This window comes from Streptomyces sp. NBC_00454 (assembly GCF_041434015.1).
Lineage (GTDB): Bacteria > Actinomycetota > Actinomycetes > Streptomycetales > Streptomycetaceae > Streptomyces.
The window spans coordinates 3,925,360-3,940,420 of sequence record NZ_CP107907.1 but is presented as its reverse complement, the minus strand read 5'-3'; the positions used below and the strand labels follow the sequence as shown (position 1 = coordinate 3,940,420).

At 73.1% G+C, this 15,061-nt stretch carries 14 protein-coding genes; 9 read left to right on the top strand and 5 right to left on the bottom strand.

The features are described from left to right. Positions 1-31 precede the first annotated feature (31 nt). The 5 genes from OHU74_RS18315 to OHU74_RS18295 all read left to right on the top strand — a co-directional run bounded on the left by OHU74_RS18315 (position 32) and on the right by OHU74_RS18295 (position 5,091). On the top strand, positions 32-571 hold the full coding sequence (locus OHU74_RS18315; protein ID WP_330297492.1) for a bacterial proteasome activator family protein: 540 nt from the start codon (positions 32-34) through the stop codon (positions 569-571). A 169-nt stretch (positions 572-740) separates the two neighbouring features. Further along, complete coding sequence (locus tag OHU74_RS18310) at positions 741-1,640, top strand: NTP transferase domain-containing protein (RefSeq protein WP_371616893.1); 900 nt, start codon at positions 741-743, stop codon at positions 1,638-1,640. Next, positions 1,637-2,971: a molybdopterin molybdotransferase MoeA gene (locus OHU74_RS18305; RefSeq protein WP_371616892.1), complete on the top strand. Its 1,335-nt coding sequence runs from the start codon at positions 1,637-1,639 to the stop codon at positions 2,969-2,971. The genes OHU74_RS18310 and OHU74_RS18305 overlap by 4 nt, the downstream gene beginning before the upstream one ends. Then, on the top strand, positions 2,959-4,059 hold the full coding sequence (locus OHU74_RS18300; protein WP_371616891.1) for a TrkA family potassium uptake protein: 1,101 nt from the start codon (positions 2,959-2,961) through the stop codon (positions 4,057-4,059). Before OHU74_RS18305 ends, OHU74_RS18300 begins: the two co-directional genes overlap by 13 nt. A gap of 54 nt (positions 4,060-4,113) precedes the next feature. Then, positions 4,114-5,091, top strand: coding sequence for an NAD(P)H-quinone oxidoreductase (locus tag OHU74_RS18295; RefSeq protein ID WP_371616890.1), 978 nt, complete (start codon positions 4,114-4,116; stop codon positions 5,089-5,091). A gap of 37 nt (positions 5,092-5,128) precedes the next feature. On the opposite strand, the gene OHU74_RS18290 is transcribed toward OHU74_RS18295, so the two are convergent. Genes OHU74_RS18290 through pdhA form a run of 3 tightly spaced genes read right to left on the bottom strand, consistent with a single transcriptional unit; the run spans position 5,129 to position 8,651 of the window. After that, a complete protein-coding gene (locus OHU74_RS18290; protein ID WP_371616889.1) occupies positions 5,129-6,475 on the bottom strand; it encodes a dihydrolipoamide acetyltransferase family protein in 1,347 nt (448 codons plus the stop codon). Next, entirely contained in the window at positions 6,475-7,488 is a 1,014-nt protein-coding gene (locus OHU74_RS18285; RefSeq protein ID WP_371616888.1) for an alpha-ketoacid dehydrogenase subunit beta, read from the bottom strand. Before OHU74_RS18285 ends, OHU74_RS18290 begins: the two co-directional genes overlap by 1 nt. Beyond that, positions 7,485-8,651: a pyruvate dehydrogenase (acetyl-transferring) E1 component subunit alpha gene (pdhA, locus tag OHU74_RS18280; RefSeq protein WP_371616887.1), complete on the bottom strand. Its 1,167-nt coding sequence runs from the start codon at positions 8,649-8,651 to the stop codon at positions 7,485-7,487. Before pdhA ends, OHU74_RS18285 begins: the two co-directional genes overlap by 4 nt. 178 nt (positions 8,652-8,829) lie before the next feature. Here pdhA and OHU74_RS18275 point away from each other — a divergent pair, with 178 nt between their 5' ends. Together OHU74_RS18275 and OHU74_RS18270 are read left to right on the top strand one after the other, a co-directional pair. Then, positions 8,830-9,396 carry an Lrp/AsnC family transcriptional regulator gene (locus tag OHU74_RS18275; RefSeq protein WP_371616886.1) on the top strand — a complete coding sequence of 189 codons (567 nt, stop codon included), beginning with the start codon at positions 8,830-8,832 and terminating at the stop codon, positions 9,394-9,396. 94 nt (positions 9,397-9,490) lie between these two features. Further along, positions 9,491-9,916, top strand: coding sequence for a hypothetical protein (locus tag OHU74_RS18270; protein ID WP_371616885.1), 426 nt, complete (start codon positions 9,491-9,493; stop codon positions 9,914-9,916). Between the two features lie 3 nt (positions 9,917-9,919). On the opposite strand, the gene OHU74_RS18265 is transcribed toward OHU74_RS18270, so the two are convergent. Further along, the gene (locus OHU74_RS18265) at positions 9,920-10,507 is read right to left on the bottom strand and encodes a TetR/AcrR family transcriptional regulator (RefSeq protein WP_371616884.1); all 588 of its coding nucleotides are present in this window, start codon (positions 10,505-10,507) and stop codon (positions 9,920-9,922) included. Continuing rightward, on the bottom strand, positions 10,504-12,060 hold the full coding sequence (locus OHU74_RS18260) for a 3-hydroxyacyl-CoA dehydrogenase (RefSeq protein ID WP_371616883.1): 1,557 nt from the start codon (positions 12,058-12,060) through the stop codon (positions 10,504-10,506). The genes OHU74_RS18265 and OHU74_RS18260 overlap by 4 nt, the downstream gene beginning before the upstream one ends. A gap of 157 nt (positions 12,061-12,217) precedes the next feature. Between OHU74_RS18260 and paaN the strand changes: the two genes are divergently transcribed. Together paaN and OHU74_RS18250 are read left to right on the top strand one after the other, a co-directional pair. After that, on the top strand, positions 12,218-13,900 hold the full coding sequence (paaN, locus tag OHU74_RS18255) for a phenylacetic acid degradation protein PaaN (protein WP_371616882.1): 1,683 nt from the start codon (positions 12,218-12,220) through the stop codon (positions 13,898-13,900). Between the two features lie 102 nt (positions 13,901-14,002). Further along, the gene (locus tag OHU74_RS18250; RefSeq protein WP_371616881.1) at positions 14,003-15,061 is read left to right on the top strand and encodes a MerR family transcriptional regulator; all 1,059 of its coding nucleotides are present in this window, start codon (positions 14,003-14,005) and stop codon (positions 15,059-15,061) included.

Sequence of the window (15,061 nt, the reverse complement as noted above, 5' to 3'; positions counted from 1 at the left end):
TGAAAGCGAAGGTGTGCGAGAGAATGACGGCATGGAGATGCCGAGGAGTGAACGGTCGCAGGACAGCCCCCCGCCCGGCCTGATCGTGGGGCAGGACGGGATGCCGGTCGGCGGCGCCGATGACGAGTCGCGCGAGGTCCCGGTGACGGAGATGGTCGAACAGCCCGCCAAGGTCATGCGGATCGGCAGCATGATCAAGCAACTCCTGGAAGAGGTCCGCGCCGCGCCTCTCGACGAGGCCAGCCGGGTCCGTCTCAAGGACATCCATGCCGCGTCCGTGAAGGAGCTGGAGGACGGTCTGGCTCCCGAGCTGGTGGAGGAACTGGAGCGCCTGTCCCTCCCCTTCACCGAGGAGGCCATCCCCTCCGAGGCGGAACTGCGGATCGCCCAGGCCCAGTTGGTGGGCTGGCTGGAAGGCCTGTTCCACGGCATCCAGACGGCCCTGTTCGCGCAGCAGATGGCCGCGCGGGCCCAACTGGAACAGATGCGCCGCGCCCTCCCGCCGGGTTCCTCCCACGAGGACGACGACGAAGGCCCCCACGGCGCCATCCGCTCGGGCCCGTACCTCTAGGTCCCAGCCCGTCCACAGCCCCTCCGGGGCCGTCCCCGCCCTCAGGGCCGGGGGCGGCCCCGGAGCCATGTGGGCGCGGCGCGGGCCGGAGCCGACCTCACAGCGCGACCATAAGGACCCGGTAAGCGCCAAAACCCGCCCGCAACACAACCCCCGCATACTCGGAACCATGACCTACGACGCCCTCGTCCTGGCCGGCGGCGCCGCGCGGCGACTCGGCGGGGCCGACAAACCCGGCCTCCTCGTCGGCGGCCGCCCCCTCCTCGACCGCGTCCTCGACGCCTGCGCCGACGCCCGGACCACCGTCGTCGTCGGCGACCGCAGGCCGACGGCCCGGCCCGTCCACTGGGCCCGTGAGGATCCCCCCGGCGGCGGACCCGTCGCCGCCCTGGACGCCGGCCTGCGCCACACCACGGCCGCGCGGGTCCTCGTACTCTCCGCCGACCTGCCGTTCCTGGACCGTGAAACGGTCCGGGCCCTGCTCGACGCGCCCGGCGGCGACGGAGCCATGCTCCGGGATCCCGGGGGCCGCGACCAGCCCCTGGTCGCCGCCTACCGGGCGGAGCCCCTGCGGAGGGAAATCGCCCTGCTGGCCGCCGAGCACGGCACCTTGACCGGTCTGCCGCTCCGCGCCGTCACCGCCGAACTCGACCTCACCCCCGTCACCGCGGCAGCGCCACTCGCCTCCTTCGACTGCGACACCTGGGACGATCTCGCCGCTGCTCGCGCCCGGATCAGAGAGCATGGAACCGTGCTGGAGCAATGGATCACCGCCGTCAAGAACGAGCTGGGCATCGACATCGCCGTCGACACCAAGACCCTGCTCGACCTCGCCCGTGACGCCGCCCACGGCGTCGCCCGGCCCGCCGCCCCCCTGACGACCTTCCTCGTCGGCTACGCGGCAGCCCACGCCGAAACCACCGGCGCCGACCCCGCCCAGGCCGTCGCCGAAGCCTCGCGCAAGGCCGCCGACCTGGCCCTGCGCTGGGCCGCCGAAGCGGCCGAAACGGCCGGCTCCGAAGGTCCCGGCACTGAAGGTCCCGGCGCCGAAAAGACCGGCTCCGGATGACCGCCGACGCCAAGGCCAGGGACACGGCCGGGGACACCGCCGCGGCCGACGCCCGCAGCGCGGCCGACCGGGACCTCGACCAGGCCCTCGCCCTGGTCACCCGCAACCCTGACGGCGGCGGCCACCGGGCCGCCCCCTGGCTCCGCGCCCGGGAGGCGGCCACACGCGCCGGTTCCGGCATCCGGGGCCGCACCCACCGGGTCCCCCTGGCCGCCGCCCTCGGCGAAGTGCTCGCCGAGCCGCTCGACGCCCTCAGCGACCTGCCCTCCTTCGACACCTCGGCCATGGACGGCTGGGCCGTCGCCGGGCCCGGCCCCTGGAGCATCCGCCCCGGCCAGGACGCACTGGCCGGCTGCGAACGTCCCGCGCCCCTCGCGGACGGCGAGGCCGTACGGATCGCGACCGGCGCCCGGATCCCCGCCGACACCACCGCCGTCATCCGCAGCGAACACTCCCGCGCATCCGGCACCCTCCTCCACTCCGACCGGCCCGTCTCCACCGGCCAGGACATCCGCCCCCGCGGCCAGGAATGCCGCTCCGGCGACCTGCTGCTGCCCAGCGGATCCCTGGTCACCCCCGCCGTCCTCGGCCTCGCCGCAGCCGCCGGGTACGACGAACTCACCACCCGGACCCGGCCGCGCGTGGAGATCCTCGTCCTCGGAGACGAACTCCTCACCGAAGGCCGCCCCCACGACGGCCTCATCCGCGACGCCCTCAGCCCCATGCTCGGCCCCTGGCTGACCCGGCTCGGCGCCGAGGTCATCGCCACCCGAAGGCTCGGCGACGACCCCGCCGGAGCCGAAGCGCTCCTCAAGGCCATCACCGGCTCCCCCGCCGACCTGGTCATCACCACCGGCGGCACCGCCTCCGGCCCCGTCGACCACGTCCACCCCGTACTCGCCCGGGCCGGCGCCGAACTCCTCGTCGACGGGGTCGCCGTGCGCCCCGGGCATCCCATGCTGCTCGCCCGCCTCGGCGACCGCCGCGATGGCCGCCACCTCGTCGGCCTGCCCGGCAACCCCCTCGCCGCCGTCTCCGGGCTGCTCACCCTCGCCGAACCGCTGCTCCGGGCCCTGGCCGGGCGCGGCGTCCGGCCCCGCTACACCGCCCCCGTGCGGGGCGACGTACCCGGACACCCCCACGACACCCGCCTCGTGCCGGTCCTGCTGACCGACGAACACGCCGTACCGCTGCGCTACAACGGCCCGGCGATGCTGCGCGGGGTCGCCGCCGCGGACGCGCTGGCCGTCGTACCGCCGCACGGCGCGCGCTCCGGGCAGGAAGTGGAGATCCTCGACCTGCCGTGGGCCTCGGGGGGATGTTTCACGTGAAACTTCACGGCTCCGACGCGATGGCGCGCGGCGCCGACGAGAAGCTCGTCTCGCGCCGCATCAAGCTGCCCAAGCGGGTCGTCGAGAAACCGCTGCGGCAGGTCACCCGACGGCTGCTGATGGCGCTCTTCGTGATGTGCCTGACGGTTCTGATCGTGTGGATCGACCGCGAGGGCTACCACGACAACGCCAACGACAAGGTCGACTTCCTCGACTGCGTCTACTACGCGACCGTCACCCTGTCGACGACCGGCTACGGCGACATCGTCCCGTACAGCGACAGCGCGCGGCTGGTGAACGTCCTGCTCATCACGCCGCTGCGGGTCCTGTTCCTGATCATCCTGGTCGGAACCACCCTGGAGGTCCTCACCACACGGACCCGGGAAGAGTGGCGGCTGAGCCGCTGGAGGAAGAACTTGCGTGACCACACGGTCGTCGTCGGCTTCGGCACGAAGGGCCGCTCGGCCCTCCAGACCCTGCTGGCCACCGGACTCCAGAGGGAGCAGGTCGTCATCGTCGACCCCAGCGCCAAGGTGATCGACATCGCCAACGCGGAAGGGTTCACCGGGGTCGTCGGCGATGCCACGCGCTCCGAAGTCCTGTTGCGCGCCGAGCTGCAGAAGGCCCGTCAGGTGGTCATCGCCACGCAGCGGGACGACACGGCGGTCCTGGTCACCCTGACGGCGCGCCAGCTCAATCGCGGCGCGAAGATCGTGGCGGCGGTCCGGGAAGAGGAGAACGCCCCGCTGCTGCGCCAGTCGGGCGCCGACGCGGTCATCACGAGCGCGAGCGCGGCGGGCCGGCTGCTCGGGCTGTCGGTACTGAGCCCGAGCGCGGGCACCGTGATGGAAGACCTGATCCAGCAGGGCAGCGGCCTCGACCTGATCGAGCGGCCGGTCAACCGCTCTGAGGTCGGCAAGTCGGTCCGGGACACCGACGACCTGGTCGTCAGCGTCCTGCGCGGCCACCGCCTGCTCCCGTACGACGACCCGCACGCGAGCCCGCTCCAGCTGACGGACCGTCTCATCACGATCGTCCGCGCGAGCCCCTCGGCATCCCCGCCGGTGGTCCTGGGCCCGGTGGAGTAACTCGCCCGCCCCGGAGGGCCGCACGCCGGCGCACGGCCCGGTAGCCTCCGGGCCATGCATGCGATCACCATCGAACAGCCCGGCGGCCCCGAAGCCCTGGTGTGGGCCGAGGTGCCCGACCCGGTGGCCGGCGAAGGCGAAGTCCTCGTCGACGTCGCGGCGAGCGCCGTGAACCGCGCCGACGTCCTGCAGCGGCAGGGCTTCTACGATCCCCCGCCGGGCGCCTCGCGCCACCCCGGCCTGGAGTGTTCCGGACGGATCTCCGCCGTCGGCCCCGGGGTCTCCGGCTGGTCGGTCGGCGACGAGGTGTGCGCGCTGCTCGCCGGCGGCGGGTACGCCGAGCGGGTCGCCGTTCCCGCGGGCCAGCTGCTGCCGGTACCGGCGGGCCTGGACCTGGTGACGGCGGCGGCGCTGCCCGAGGTGGTCTCCACGGTCTGGTCCAACGTGTTCATGGTGGCCGGTCTGCGCCCCGGCGAGACCCTGCTTGTGCACGGCGGATCGAGCGGCATCGGGACGATGGCCATCCAGCTGGCGAAGGCGGTCGGCGCGCGGGTGGCGGTGACGGCGGGCGGCAAGGAGAAGCTGGCCCGCTGCGCGGAGCTGGGCGCGGACATCCTGATCGACTACCGCGAGCAGGACTTCGTGGCGGAGGTCCGGGCGGCCACGGGCGGGGCCGGGGCGGACGTGATCCTGGACATCATGGGAGCGAAGTACCTCGCCCGGAACGTGGACGCGCTGGCCGTGAACGGCCGCCTCGCGGTGATCGGGCTCCAGGGCGGCGCCAAGGCGGAGCTCAACCTCGGCGCACTCCTGGCGAAGCGGGCGGCGATCACGGCAACCTCCCTGCGGGCACGGCCGCTGGAAGAGAAGGCGGCCATCATCGCGGCGGTACGGGAGCACGTGTGGCCCCTGATCGCCACGGGCCGCGTCCACCCGGTGGTCCACGGCTCCTTCCCGATGGCGGAAGCCGCCGAGGCACACCGGGTGCTGGAGTCGAGCGCACACGTGGGCAAGCTACTGCTGACCACCTGAGCGCGGCGGTGGCGGATCCCGCCACCGCCGCCAGGACCTACAGGCTGCGCAGCAGCACCGCCGGGGACTCGACGCAGTCGGCCACGTACCGCAGGAAGCCGCCCGCCGTACCGCCGTCGCAGACCCGGTGGTCGAAGGTCAGGGACAGCTGGACGACCTGGCGGACCGCCAGCTCGCCCTGGTGCACCCACGGCTTGGGGATGATCCGGCCGACGCCGAGCATGGCCGCCTCCGGGTGGTTGATGATCGGCGTCGAGCCGTCCACCCCGAAGACCCCGTAGTTGTTCAGCGTGAAGGTGCCGCCGGTGAGGTTCGCCGGGGCCAGCTTGCCCGTGCGGGCCAGCTCCGTCAGCCTGCCGAACTCCGCCGACAGGGACTCGGCGCTGCGCCCCTGCGCGTCCCGGACCACCGGGACCATCAGGCCGCGCTCCGTCTGCGCCGCGAAGCCGAGGTGCACGGCGGGGAGCCGGACGATCTCCTTGGCCGCCAGGTCCACCGTGGAGTTGAGCTCCGGGTAGCGCGCCAGCGCCGCCGTGCAGATCCGGGCCAGCAGCGCGAGCACCGAGATCTTGGGGCCGCCGGCGGCGTTCATCGCCGCCCGCGAAGCCATCAGTTCGGTGGCGTCCGCGTCCACCCAGCAGGTGGCGTCCGGGATCTCCCGCCGGCTGCGCGACAGCTTGTCCGCGACCGCACCCCGTACGCCCTTGAGCGGGATCCGCGTGGCGCCTTCCGGCGCGCCGGACGGGGCCGGTGCGACGGCGACGGCAGTCGCGACCGGCTCGGGCGCGCGCAGGGCCGCCTCGACGTCGGAGCGCAGGATCAGCCCCTCGGGGCCGGAGCCCGCCAGTGCGCGCAGGTCCACGCCGTGGTCACGTGCCAGCTTGCGGACCAGCGGTGAGATGACCGGTACGGGCCCACCGGCCACCAGCAGCGCAGCCGGGGCCGCGGCGGGTACGGGTACCGGGGCCGGGGCGGATACCGCAGCCGCAGGGACCGGTACCGGCGCGGCGGAGCCAGGTCGCACCCGCCTCCGACGCGCCGGACGCGAGTGGTCCGAGCCGTAACCGATCAAGGGCCGGGGCGCGGTCGCGGAGTCCGGGGACCCCTCGGGGGCGACGGCATCGGCCGGCACGCTCTGCGTCCCCACCGCCACGGTGATCAGCGGTGCGCCGACCGGCAGTTCCGTCCCCTCCTCGCCGAACCGGGCGGTGACGACACCGCCGTAGGGGCAGGGCACCTCCACCATCGCCTTGGCCGTCTCGACCTCGACGACCGGCTGGTCGATGGCGACGACGTCGCCGACCGCCACCAGCCAGCGGACGATCTCCGCCTCGGTGAGCCCTTCCCCGAGGTCCGGCAGTTTGAACTCCATCACCTGCGGCATCAGTTCTCCCACTGCAAACGGGCCACGGTGTCCAGGATCCGGTCCACGCCGGGGAGGTGGTGCTTCTCCAGCATCGGCGGCGGATACGGGATGTCGAATCCGGTCACGCGCAGCACCGGGGCCTCCAGGTGGTGGAAGCACCGCTCCGTGACGCGGGCGGCGATCTCCGCGCCCGGCCCGCCGAAGCCGCCCGACTCGTGGACCACGACCGCGCGCCCGGTCCGGCGTACGGAGGCCACCACGGTCTCCTCGTCGAAGGGGACGAGCGAGCGCAGGTCCACGACCTCCAGGTCCCAGCCCTCCTCGCGCGCGGCCTCGGCCGCCTCCAGGCAGACCGGCAGCGAGGGCCCGTAGGTGATCAGCGTCGCGCTCGTGCCGGCGCGCCGGACGAGGGCCTTGCCGATGCCGGGCACCACCGCGGGCGCCTCCGGCGACCAGTCGGCCTTGGACCAGTAGAGCCGCTTCGGCTCCAGGAAGATCACCGGGTCGTCGCTGGCTATCGAGGCGCGCAGCAGTCCGTACGCGTCCTCGACCGTCGCCGGAGTCACGACGGTGAGCCCGGGGGTGGCCACGTAGTACGCCTCGGAGGAGTCGCAGTGGTGCTCCACACCGCCGATCCCGCCGCCGTACGGCACCCGGATGGTGATCGGGAGCGGCATCGCGCCGCGCGTGCGGTTGCGCATCTTCGCCACGTGCGAGATCAGCTGCTCGAAGGCCGGGTACGCGAAGGCGTCGAACTGCATCTCCACGACCGGCCGCAGCCCGTACATGGCCATGCCCACCGCCGCGCCGAGGATGCCGGCCTCCGCGAGCGGGGTGTCCATACAGCGGTCCTCGCCGAACTCCTTCGCGAGCCCGTCCGTGATCCGGAAGACCCCGCCGAGCGCCCCGACGTCCTCGCCCATCACGTGGACGGTCGGGTCCTCGGCCATCGCGTCGCGCATCGCCCGGTTCAGGGCCTGCGCCATGGTCGCCGGCTTCGTGGTCACCGGCTTCGCCGCCACCGTGGTCATGACGGGTCTCCCTCTTCCAGCTCTGCCGCTTCCTGCTCGGCCGCGTCCAGCTCGGCACGGAGCATGGCCGCCTGTTCGCGCAGCCGGTCGGTCTGCTCCGCGTAGACGTGTGCGAAGAGGTCCATCGGATCGACCACCGGCTCCGCGTTCATCCCGTCCCGCAGTGCCGCCGCCATCTCCTCGGCCGCGTCCTTGGCGGCCTGGATGCCCGCCTCGTCCAGCAGCCCGCGGGCGGTCAGCTCGCGCTCCAGCAGCTCGATCGGGTCATGCGCCTTCCAGGCCTCGACCTCGGCGTCGCCCCGGTAGCGGGTCGCGTCGTCGGCGTTGGTGTGGGCCTCGATGCGGTACGTGACGGCCTCGATCATGGTGGGTCCGCCACCGGACCGGGCCCGCCGGACGGCCTCGGACAGCACCTCGTGCATGGCGGCGATGTCGTTGCCGTCGACGAGGCGGCCGGGCATCCCGTACCCCACGGCCTTGTGGGCCAGGGTCGGGGCGGCGGTCTGCTTGGCGAGCGGGACGGATATCGCGAAGCCGTTGTTCTGGACGAGGAAGACCACCGGCGCCTGCCAGACGGCGGCGAAGTTCATGGCCTCGTGGAAGTCGCCCTCGCTGGTTCCGCCGTCGCCGACCATGGCGAGGGCGACCACGTCGTCGCCGCGCAGCCGGGCGGCGTGCGCCAGGCCGACCGCGTGCGGCAGCTGGGTGGCGAGGGGGGTCGACAGCGGGGCTATCCGGTGCTCGCGCGGGTCGTACCCGGTGTGCCAGTCGCCCCTCAGGAGGGTCAGCGCCTGTACGGGGTCCAGGCCGCGGGCCACGGCCGCGAGGGTGTCGCGGTAGCTCGGGAAGAGCCAGTCCTGGTCCTCCAGGACGAGGGCCGCGGCGATCTCGCACGCTTCCTGTCCGACGGTGGACGGATACACGGCCAGTCGGCCCTGCCGGGTGAGGGCGGTGGCCTGCGCGTTGTAGCGGCGGCCGCGCACCAGCTCGGCGTAGCACCGGCGCATCAGCTCGGGGTCGAGCCGGTCGGCGGCCGGAGTGCCCAGCACCCGGTACGGCTCGGGGTCCGGGAGCAGCGGGGCGGCATCCGTACGGGGCCTCCAGGCGGGCGGCTGGGTGGAGCGGTGGGACGCACCGGCACCGGGCAGCTCTTGGACCGTCATGGCGGTGTACACCTCCTCGTGGGAAGCGGGCAGAGAGGGCCCCGGGTGTGAGGCCCCTCACCTACCGATTGTTCGGTTGTCCGCGCAATTTGGCTACAGGCGGCTCCAGGCTGTGGACAAACTGGCGACGACGCCCTGGTATGGGTGCAGGACGTCCAGGAGAGGCAGGCAACGGGCGATGGCGGATGAACAAATGGCCGGAGCGGGATCCGGGACGGGCCCCGGACCTGTACCCCCGGTAAGTGCTTCCGGGGTCCCGCAGGTCCCGCCGCGCCCCCTGGACCCGATCGACCGTTCGATCGTGCGCCTGCTCCAGGCGGACGGCCGCGCGTCGATACGTTCCGTGGCGGAGCAGGTCCACGTCTCCCGGGCCAATGCCTACGCCCGCATCAACCGGCTCATCGACGACGGGGTGATCCGGGGCTTCACCGCACGCGTCAACCACGAGCGGGCGGGCCAGGGCGCCTCCGCCTACATCACCCTGAAGATCGTCCAGAACTCCTGGCGCACGGTCCGCGAGCAGCTCCGCGAGCTTCCGGGCGCCGCCCACATCGCCCTGGTGAGCGGAGATTTCGACGTCCTGCTCCTGGTCCACACCCCGGACAACCGCACCCTGCGCGAGCTGGTCCTGACCCGCCTCCAGTCCATCCCGGAGGTGCTGTCCACCCGCACCCTGCTGGTCTTCGAGGAGACGGACCTGCTGGCCCGCGACCCGGCGGCGGGCCCGACGATCACGGAGGACTGAGGTCCTCCGCCGCGGGGCCCTCTAGCCCTTCCGGCCGGGGGCCTTCCTCCTCGCGTATGACAACCGGAGGTCCCGGGGGCCCGTCTGCACCGGTATGAGCACCAGCCCGACCCCCGACCCCGCCGTGACGTCCTGGCGGCGCCCGTCCGAGCCGCTGCGCTCCCTGTGCTGGGCCGCGGCCATGGCCGCGGCCGTCATCGCCGCGGGTTACGCCGCCCACCGCTGGGCGGGGGCCGGCATGCCCCTGGAGCCCCTGCCGGGCTCGCCGTGGCCCTACCTCACCGCGTGGGGCGTCCTCGGCTTCGGGGCGTTCCTGCTCGTCCGGTGGGCCACGTACGGCCTGGAGTGGGACGGGATGCTCTCCGCGGCGCCCGTCTTCATGGGCATCCGCGTGGGCCTGGCGTACCGCCCGGACCTGACGCTCCTCTACGGGTACGGCGCGCTGACCCTGGCCGTGGCGGCCTGCGCCGTCCTGGTGTGGCGGCTGCGGAGCCGCCGCCACCGGGCAGCGTCGTCCTGAGGGTCAGCGCTGGGTGCGCAGGCCGTCCAGGGCCATGCTGACCACCGCGTCCGCGAGCTGGTCGGAGGTGGTGCCCGGGTGCGGGCGGTACCACTCGACCAGGGAATTGACCATGCCGAAGAGGAGCCGGGTGGCGAGGCGGATGTCCACGTCCGCCCGCAGGTCCCCCTCGGCGGCGGCGGCCTTGAGCAGGTCCGCGACCTGGTGGTCGAACTCGCGGCGGCGCTCCAGCGCCCAGCGCTCGGTACGGGTGTTGCCGCGCACGCGCAGCAGCAGCGTCACGTAGGGGAGCTCCGCGACGAGGACCTCGACGGTGCGGCGCGTGACGTATTCGACCCGCTCGACCGCGCGGCCCCGTACCGCCCCGGACTCCCCCAGGACCGCGAAGAGCTCGTCCAGCGCCCGGCTGACGGCGCGGTGGAGCAGCTCCTCCTTGCCGGCGACGTGGTGGTAGATCGAGGACTTCGAGATGCCGGCGGCCTTGGAGAGGTGCTCCATCGAGGTGCCGTCGTAGCCCCGCTCGTTGAAGACCTGGACGGCGACCGAGAGGAGCGTCTCGGGCGTGTACGTGTCCCGTTTGACCGTCGTCATTCGCTCTCCCCCTCGTCGTACGCGTCCGCCTCGTCCTCGTCCTCGTCCGCGCCCTCGTCTTCTCCCGCCGCATAGCCCAGCTTGTACAGCGCCAGCGAAGGCGCGTACCGGCCGCCCGGGCAGCGCTCGTCGAGGTGGTGCAGCAGGTCGTACGCCCAGTCGCGGCCGAGCCGGTCGTGCCATTCTGCGGGGCCCGCGGGGTAGTTGACCCCGAGCCGCATCGCGGTGTCGATGTCCTCGGCGCCGGCCACGCCGCGCGCGATGGCGTCGGCGGTGAGGTCGATCAGCATCGCGACGGTCCGGGCGACGATCATGCCGGGGACGTCGCCGATGACGGAGACCTTCTTGCCCAGCTTCTGGAACAGTCCGATGGCCTCGGAAAGGGTCCGCTCGCTGGTGTCCTCGCTGGCGGAGAGCGCGATCCGGGTGGCGTCGCGGTAGTCGAAGGCGAGGTCGAAGTAGACGACGTCCGCGAACTCGACCGAGGTCTTCCCGTCGGCGAGCACGAGCTGCCCCTCGCCCGGGAGCTGGATGTACGGGCCCCCGTGCTCGGTGGAGGTCACCGCGATCCCGGCCTCCTCGACGAGGTCGACGAGAGCGGCCGCGGGCCCGAGGTCGCCGACGAAGGTGACCTTGGCGGGCGCCTCCTCGGGGCCGGCGGTGTGCGGGGCCGGGGCCTTCGCCTCCGGGCCGTACGGGTACCAGCCGTGGCCCGTCTTGCGGCCGAGGCGGCCCGACTGGACCAGGCGGCGCTGCGCGAGGGAGGGGGTGAACTTGGGGCTGCGGAAGAAGGACTCCCACACGGAGCGGGTGACGGCCTCGTTGACGTCCTGGCCGATCAGGTCGGTCAGCGCGAAGGGGCCCATCTTGAAGCCGCCGCTCTCGCGGAGCACGGCGTCGATGGTGGCCGGGTCGGCGCCCTGCTCCTCGTACACCGCGAAGGCCTCGGCGTAGAAGGGGCGGGCGATCCGGTTGACGATGAAGCCCGGGGTGTCGGCGCAGCGGACCGGGGTCTTGCCCCAGCCGAGGACGGTGCCGTACGCGCGGTCGGCGGCGGCCGGGTCGGTGGCGAATCCGGAGACCACCTCGACCAGCGGGAGCAGCGGGGCCGGGTTGAAGAAGTGCAGGCCGAGGAAGCGGCCGGGGTGCGCGAGGCCGGCGGCGAGCTCGGTGACGGAGAGGGAGGAGGTGTTCGTGGCCAGCAGTGCGTCCGGCGAAACCACCTCTTCGAGGGCCGCGAACAGCGCGCGCTTGACCGCGACGTCCTCGACGACCGCCTCGACGACGAGGGCGGCCCCGGCGAGCCCGGAAAGCCCGGCCGCCGCGTCGATCCGGCCGATCGCGTCCTCGGCCTCGGCCCGATCCAGCCGGCCCTTGGCGGCCATCCGCTCGACGCGGTCCTGCACGAAGCCGACCGCGTCGGCGGCGAGCGCGGCGTTGATGTCGTAGATCAGCACGCGGTGACCTGCGAGAAGGGCGACCTGGGCGATGCCCTGTCCCATGGTGCCGGCGCCGACGACCGCCACTGTGCGGGACCGCTCGATTGCTGTCATGCCCAGATCCTCCCGCACCGGTTTATCCACAGGCCTGCCGGGCCCTCTTGTCCCGACCGATCGTTCGGTTACTCTAACTCCAGTCTGCTCTTCTTCATCCCTTCTTGCCCGACCTGATCGCCTGATCCCGCCCGGCTCAACGAGGAGTTGGTCCCTGATGGCCGCCGAGCTCACCGTCCCCCAGCTGTCCGACAAGCACCGGCCGACCCTGGACCAGGCGCTGGCCACCATCCGCAGCCGCGCCTACTGGTCCCCGCATCCCGAGCACCCCAAGGCGTACGGGGAGAGTGCCCCGGCCGACGGCCTCGCCGCCTTCGAGGCGCTGCGCGGCACCCGGATCGACCTCGGGCAGCCCGGCACCGACGGCTGGACGGGCTCCGAGGTGTCCCCGTACGGCCCGGAGCTCGGCATCGAGTACCCGCACGTGGACCCGGACGTCCTGCTGCCCGCGATGCGGGCCGGCATGGCCGCCTGGCGCGACGCGGGGCCCGAGGCGCGCGCCCTGGTCTGCATCGAGATCCTGTCCCGGATCTCGGCCCGGACGCACGAGTTCGCGCACGCGGTCATGCACACCAGCGGCCAGGCCTTCATGATGGCCTTCCAGGCCGGCGGCCCGCACGCCCAGGACCGCGGCCTGGAGGCCGTGGCCTACGCGTACGAGGAGCAGACCCGGGTCCCGGGCCAGGCCGACTGGTCGAAGCCGCAGGGCAAGAAGGACCCGCTGGAGCTGGGCAAGACCTTCACGGCCGTCCCGCGCGGCATCTCCCTGATGATCGGCTGCAACACCTTCCCCACCTGGAACGGATACCCGGGGATCTTCGCCTCCCTCGCCACGGGCAACCCGGTCCTGGTCAAGCCGCACCCGCGCGCCGTGCTCCCGCTGGCGCTGACCGTCCAGGTGGCCCGCGAGGTCCTGGCACGGGCCGGTTTCGACCCGAACCTGGTGGCGCTGGCGGTGGAGCGGCCGGGCGAGGGCATCGCCAAGACCCTCGCCCTGCGCCCCGAGATCAAGGTCATCGACTACACGGGGTCCACGGAGTTCGGCGACTGGCTGGAGGCCAACGCCCGCCAGGCGCAGGTCTACACGGAGAAGGCGGGCGTCAACACCGTCGTCCTGGACTCCACCGACGACTACAAGGGCATGCTGTCCAACCTGGCCTTCTCCCTGTCCCTGTACAGCGGCCAGATGTGCACCACCCCGCAGAACCTGCTGATCCCGCGCGAGGGCATCGACACGGACGCCGGGCACAAGACGTACGACGAGGTCGTCTCCGACCTCGCGCGCGCGGTCGGCGGCCTGCTCGGCGACGACGCGCGGGCCAACGCCCTGCTCGGCGCGCTGGTCAACCCGGACGTCAAGGCCCGCCTGGAGGCGGCCGCCGGGCTCGGCGAGGTCGCGCTGGCCTCGCGCGAGGTGGTCAACCCGGAGTTCCCGGACGCCGTGGTCCGCACGCCGGTGATGGTGAAGCTGGACTCGGCCAAGCAGGACCCGCAGGCCCCGTACCTCTCGGAGTGCTTCGGCCCGGTCTCCTTCGCGGTGGCGGTCGACTCCACGGCTGACGCGCTCGACCTGCTGCGACGCACCGTCCGGGAGAAGGGCGCCATGACGGTCGGGGCGTACACCACGTCCGCGGACACCGAGCGGGCCATCGAAGAGGTCTGCCTGGAGGAGTCGGCGCAGCTCTCGCTGAACCTCACGGGCGGGGTCTATGTGAACCAGACCTCGGCCTTCTCGGACTTCCACGGTTCGGGCGGCAACCCGGCGGCGAACGCCGCGCTGTGCGACGGGGCCTTCGTGTCCAACCGCTTCCGGGTGGTGGAGGTCCGCCGCCAGGCCTGAGTCCGGTCGGGGTTGTCTCTGAGCGGGCCCGGCCGTGGCGGCACGGGCCCGCTTGACCCTCGACCTGGTGCAGGCCCCAGAGTCGTCGGTGTGGAGAGCGACATGCACAGCATCGGCGAGATGGGGCAGGGCAGCGGACTGGGTATCAGCGCCCTGCGGTTCTACGACCGCGCGGGCGTCCTGGTGCCCGCCTGGGTGGACCCGGTGACCGGGTACCGCTGGTACGCCCCCGAGCAACTGGACGAGGCCCGGCTACTGGCCCGTCTGAGGCGCTCCAGCATGCCCCTCGCGGACATCCGGCTGGTGCTGGCGGCCTGGTCAGGCGGGGAAACCGGTCTGGTGCCCCGGCTGCTGGACGGGCACCTGCGCCGGCTCGAACAGGGGCTGGCCGACGCGCGCAGCGAGTTCTCCACGGTACGAGCACTACTCGGACACAGGGAGACCGCCATGACCACCATGACCACCGCCGCCACCACCGACACCGCTGCCGCCACCGCCGCCACCCGGCTGACCCTGCCGGGCGCCGAGATCGCGGCCGCGCTGGACGCCGTGCGCTTCGCCGCCGGAACCGACCCCGAGCTGCCCGTCCTCGGCGGGATCCACTTCGACATCGAGGGCGGGGACCTGCACCTGGTGGCCACCGACCGCTACCGGATGGCCGTCGCCCGCACCTCCACCACCGGCCACGCCGGCGAGCGGGTCCAGGTGACCGTGCCCACCCCGCTCGTGGACGCCATGCGCGCCCTGCTGGCCGACGGCGCCCCGGCCCACCTCACCGTGGACGGCGACAAGGTCGGGCTGGAGACCCAGGGCCGCCAGGTCGCCGGCCAGAGCCTCGGCGAGGGGTTCCCCGACTACCGCCGCCTGACCCGGCTGCCCGAGGGCCGCCGCCTCACGCTGGACGTACCGGCGCTGCGCCGCGCCCTGGGCGAGCAGGACACCGAGGTGTGCGTCCTCGTCCTGACGGACGGGGTGAGCGTCGGCGACGAGGACTCCGCCGGTGACCGGGTGGGGGTCAACCCCGCGTACCTGCTGGACGCGCTCGCCGCTGGGGACGAACTGCTGCTGGAGTACGTGGGCCCCAAGGCCCCCCTCGTCCTCCTGCGCCCCGACACCGAGGACGCCTTCTCGCTCCTGATGCCGGTCACGCTGGACGCCTGA

Bases quoted from the DNA above. Each gene is read 5' to 3' on its own strand.
- pdhA (WP_371616887.1), bottom strand. From the start codon at position 8,651: ATGACGGTCCAAGAGCTGCCCGGTGCCGGTGCGTCCCACCGCTCCACC.
- OHU74_RS18270 (WP_371616885.1), top strand. From the start codon at position 9,491: ATGAGCACCAGCCCGACCCCCGACCCCGCCGTGACGTCCTGGCGGCGC.
- OHU74_RS18305 (WP_371616892.1), top strand. From the start codon at position 1,637: ATGACCGCCGACGCCAAGGCCAGGGACACGGCCGGGGACACCGCCGCG.
- OHU74_RS18300 (WP_371616891.1), top strand. From the start codon at position 2,959: ATGTTTCACGTGAAACTTCACGGCTCCGACGCGATGGCGCGCGGCGCC.
- OHU74_RS18310 (WP_371616893.1), top strand. From the start codon at position 741: ATGACCTACGACGCCCTCGTCCTGGCCGGCGGCGCCGCGCGGCGACTC.
- OHU74_RS18265 (WP_371616884.1), bottom strand. From the start codon at position 10,507: ATGACGACGGTCAAACGGGACACGTACACGCCCGAGACGCTCCTCTCG.
- OHU74_RS18285 (WP_371616888.1), bottom strand. From the start codon at position 7,488: ATGACCACGGTGGCGGCGAAGCCGGTGACCACGAAGCCGGCGACCATG.
- OHU74_RS18275 (WP_371616886.1), top strand. From the start codon at position 8,830: ATGGCGGATGAACAAATGGCCGGAGCGGGATCCGGGACGGGCCCCGGA.
- OHU74_RS18290 (WP_371616889.1), bottom strand. From the start codon at position 6,475: ATGCCGCAGGTGATGGAGTTCAAACTGCCGGACCTCGGGGAAGGGCTC.
- OHU74_RS18295 (WP_371616890.1), top strand. From the start codon at position 4,114: ATGCATGCGATCACCATCGAACAGCCCGGCGGCCCCGAAGCCCTGGTG.
- OHU74_RS18250 (WP_371616881.1), top strand. From the start codon at position 14,003: ATGCACAGCATCGGCGAGATGGGGCAGGGCAGCGGACTGGGTATCAGC.
- OHU74_RS18260 (WP_371616883.1), bottom strand. From the start codon at position 12,060: ATGACAGCAATCGAGCGGTCCCGCACAGTGGCGGTCGTCGGCGCCGGC.
- paaN (WP_371616882.1), top strand. From the start codon at position 12,218: ATGGCCGCCGAGCTCACCGTCCCCCAGCTGTCCGACAAGCACCGGCCG.
- OHU74_RS18315 (WP_330297492.1), top strand. From the start codon at position 32: ATGGAGATGCCGAGGAGTGAACGGTCGCAGGACAGCCCCCCGCCCGGC.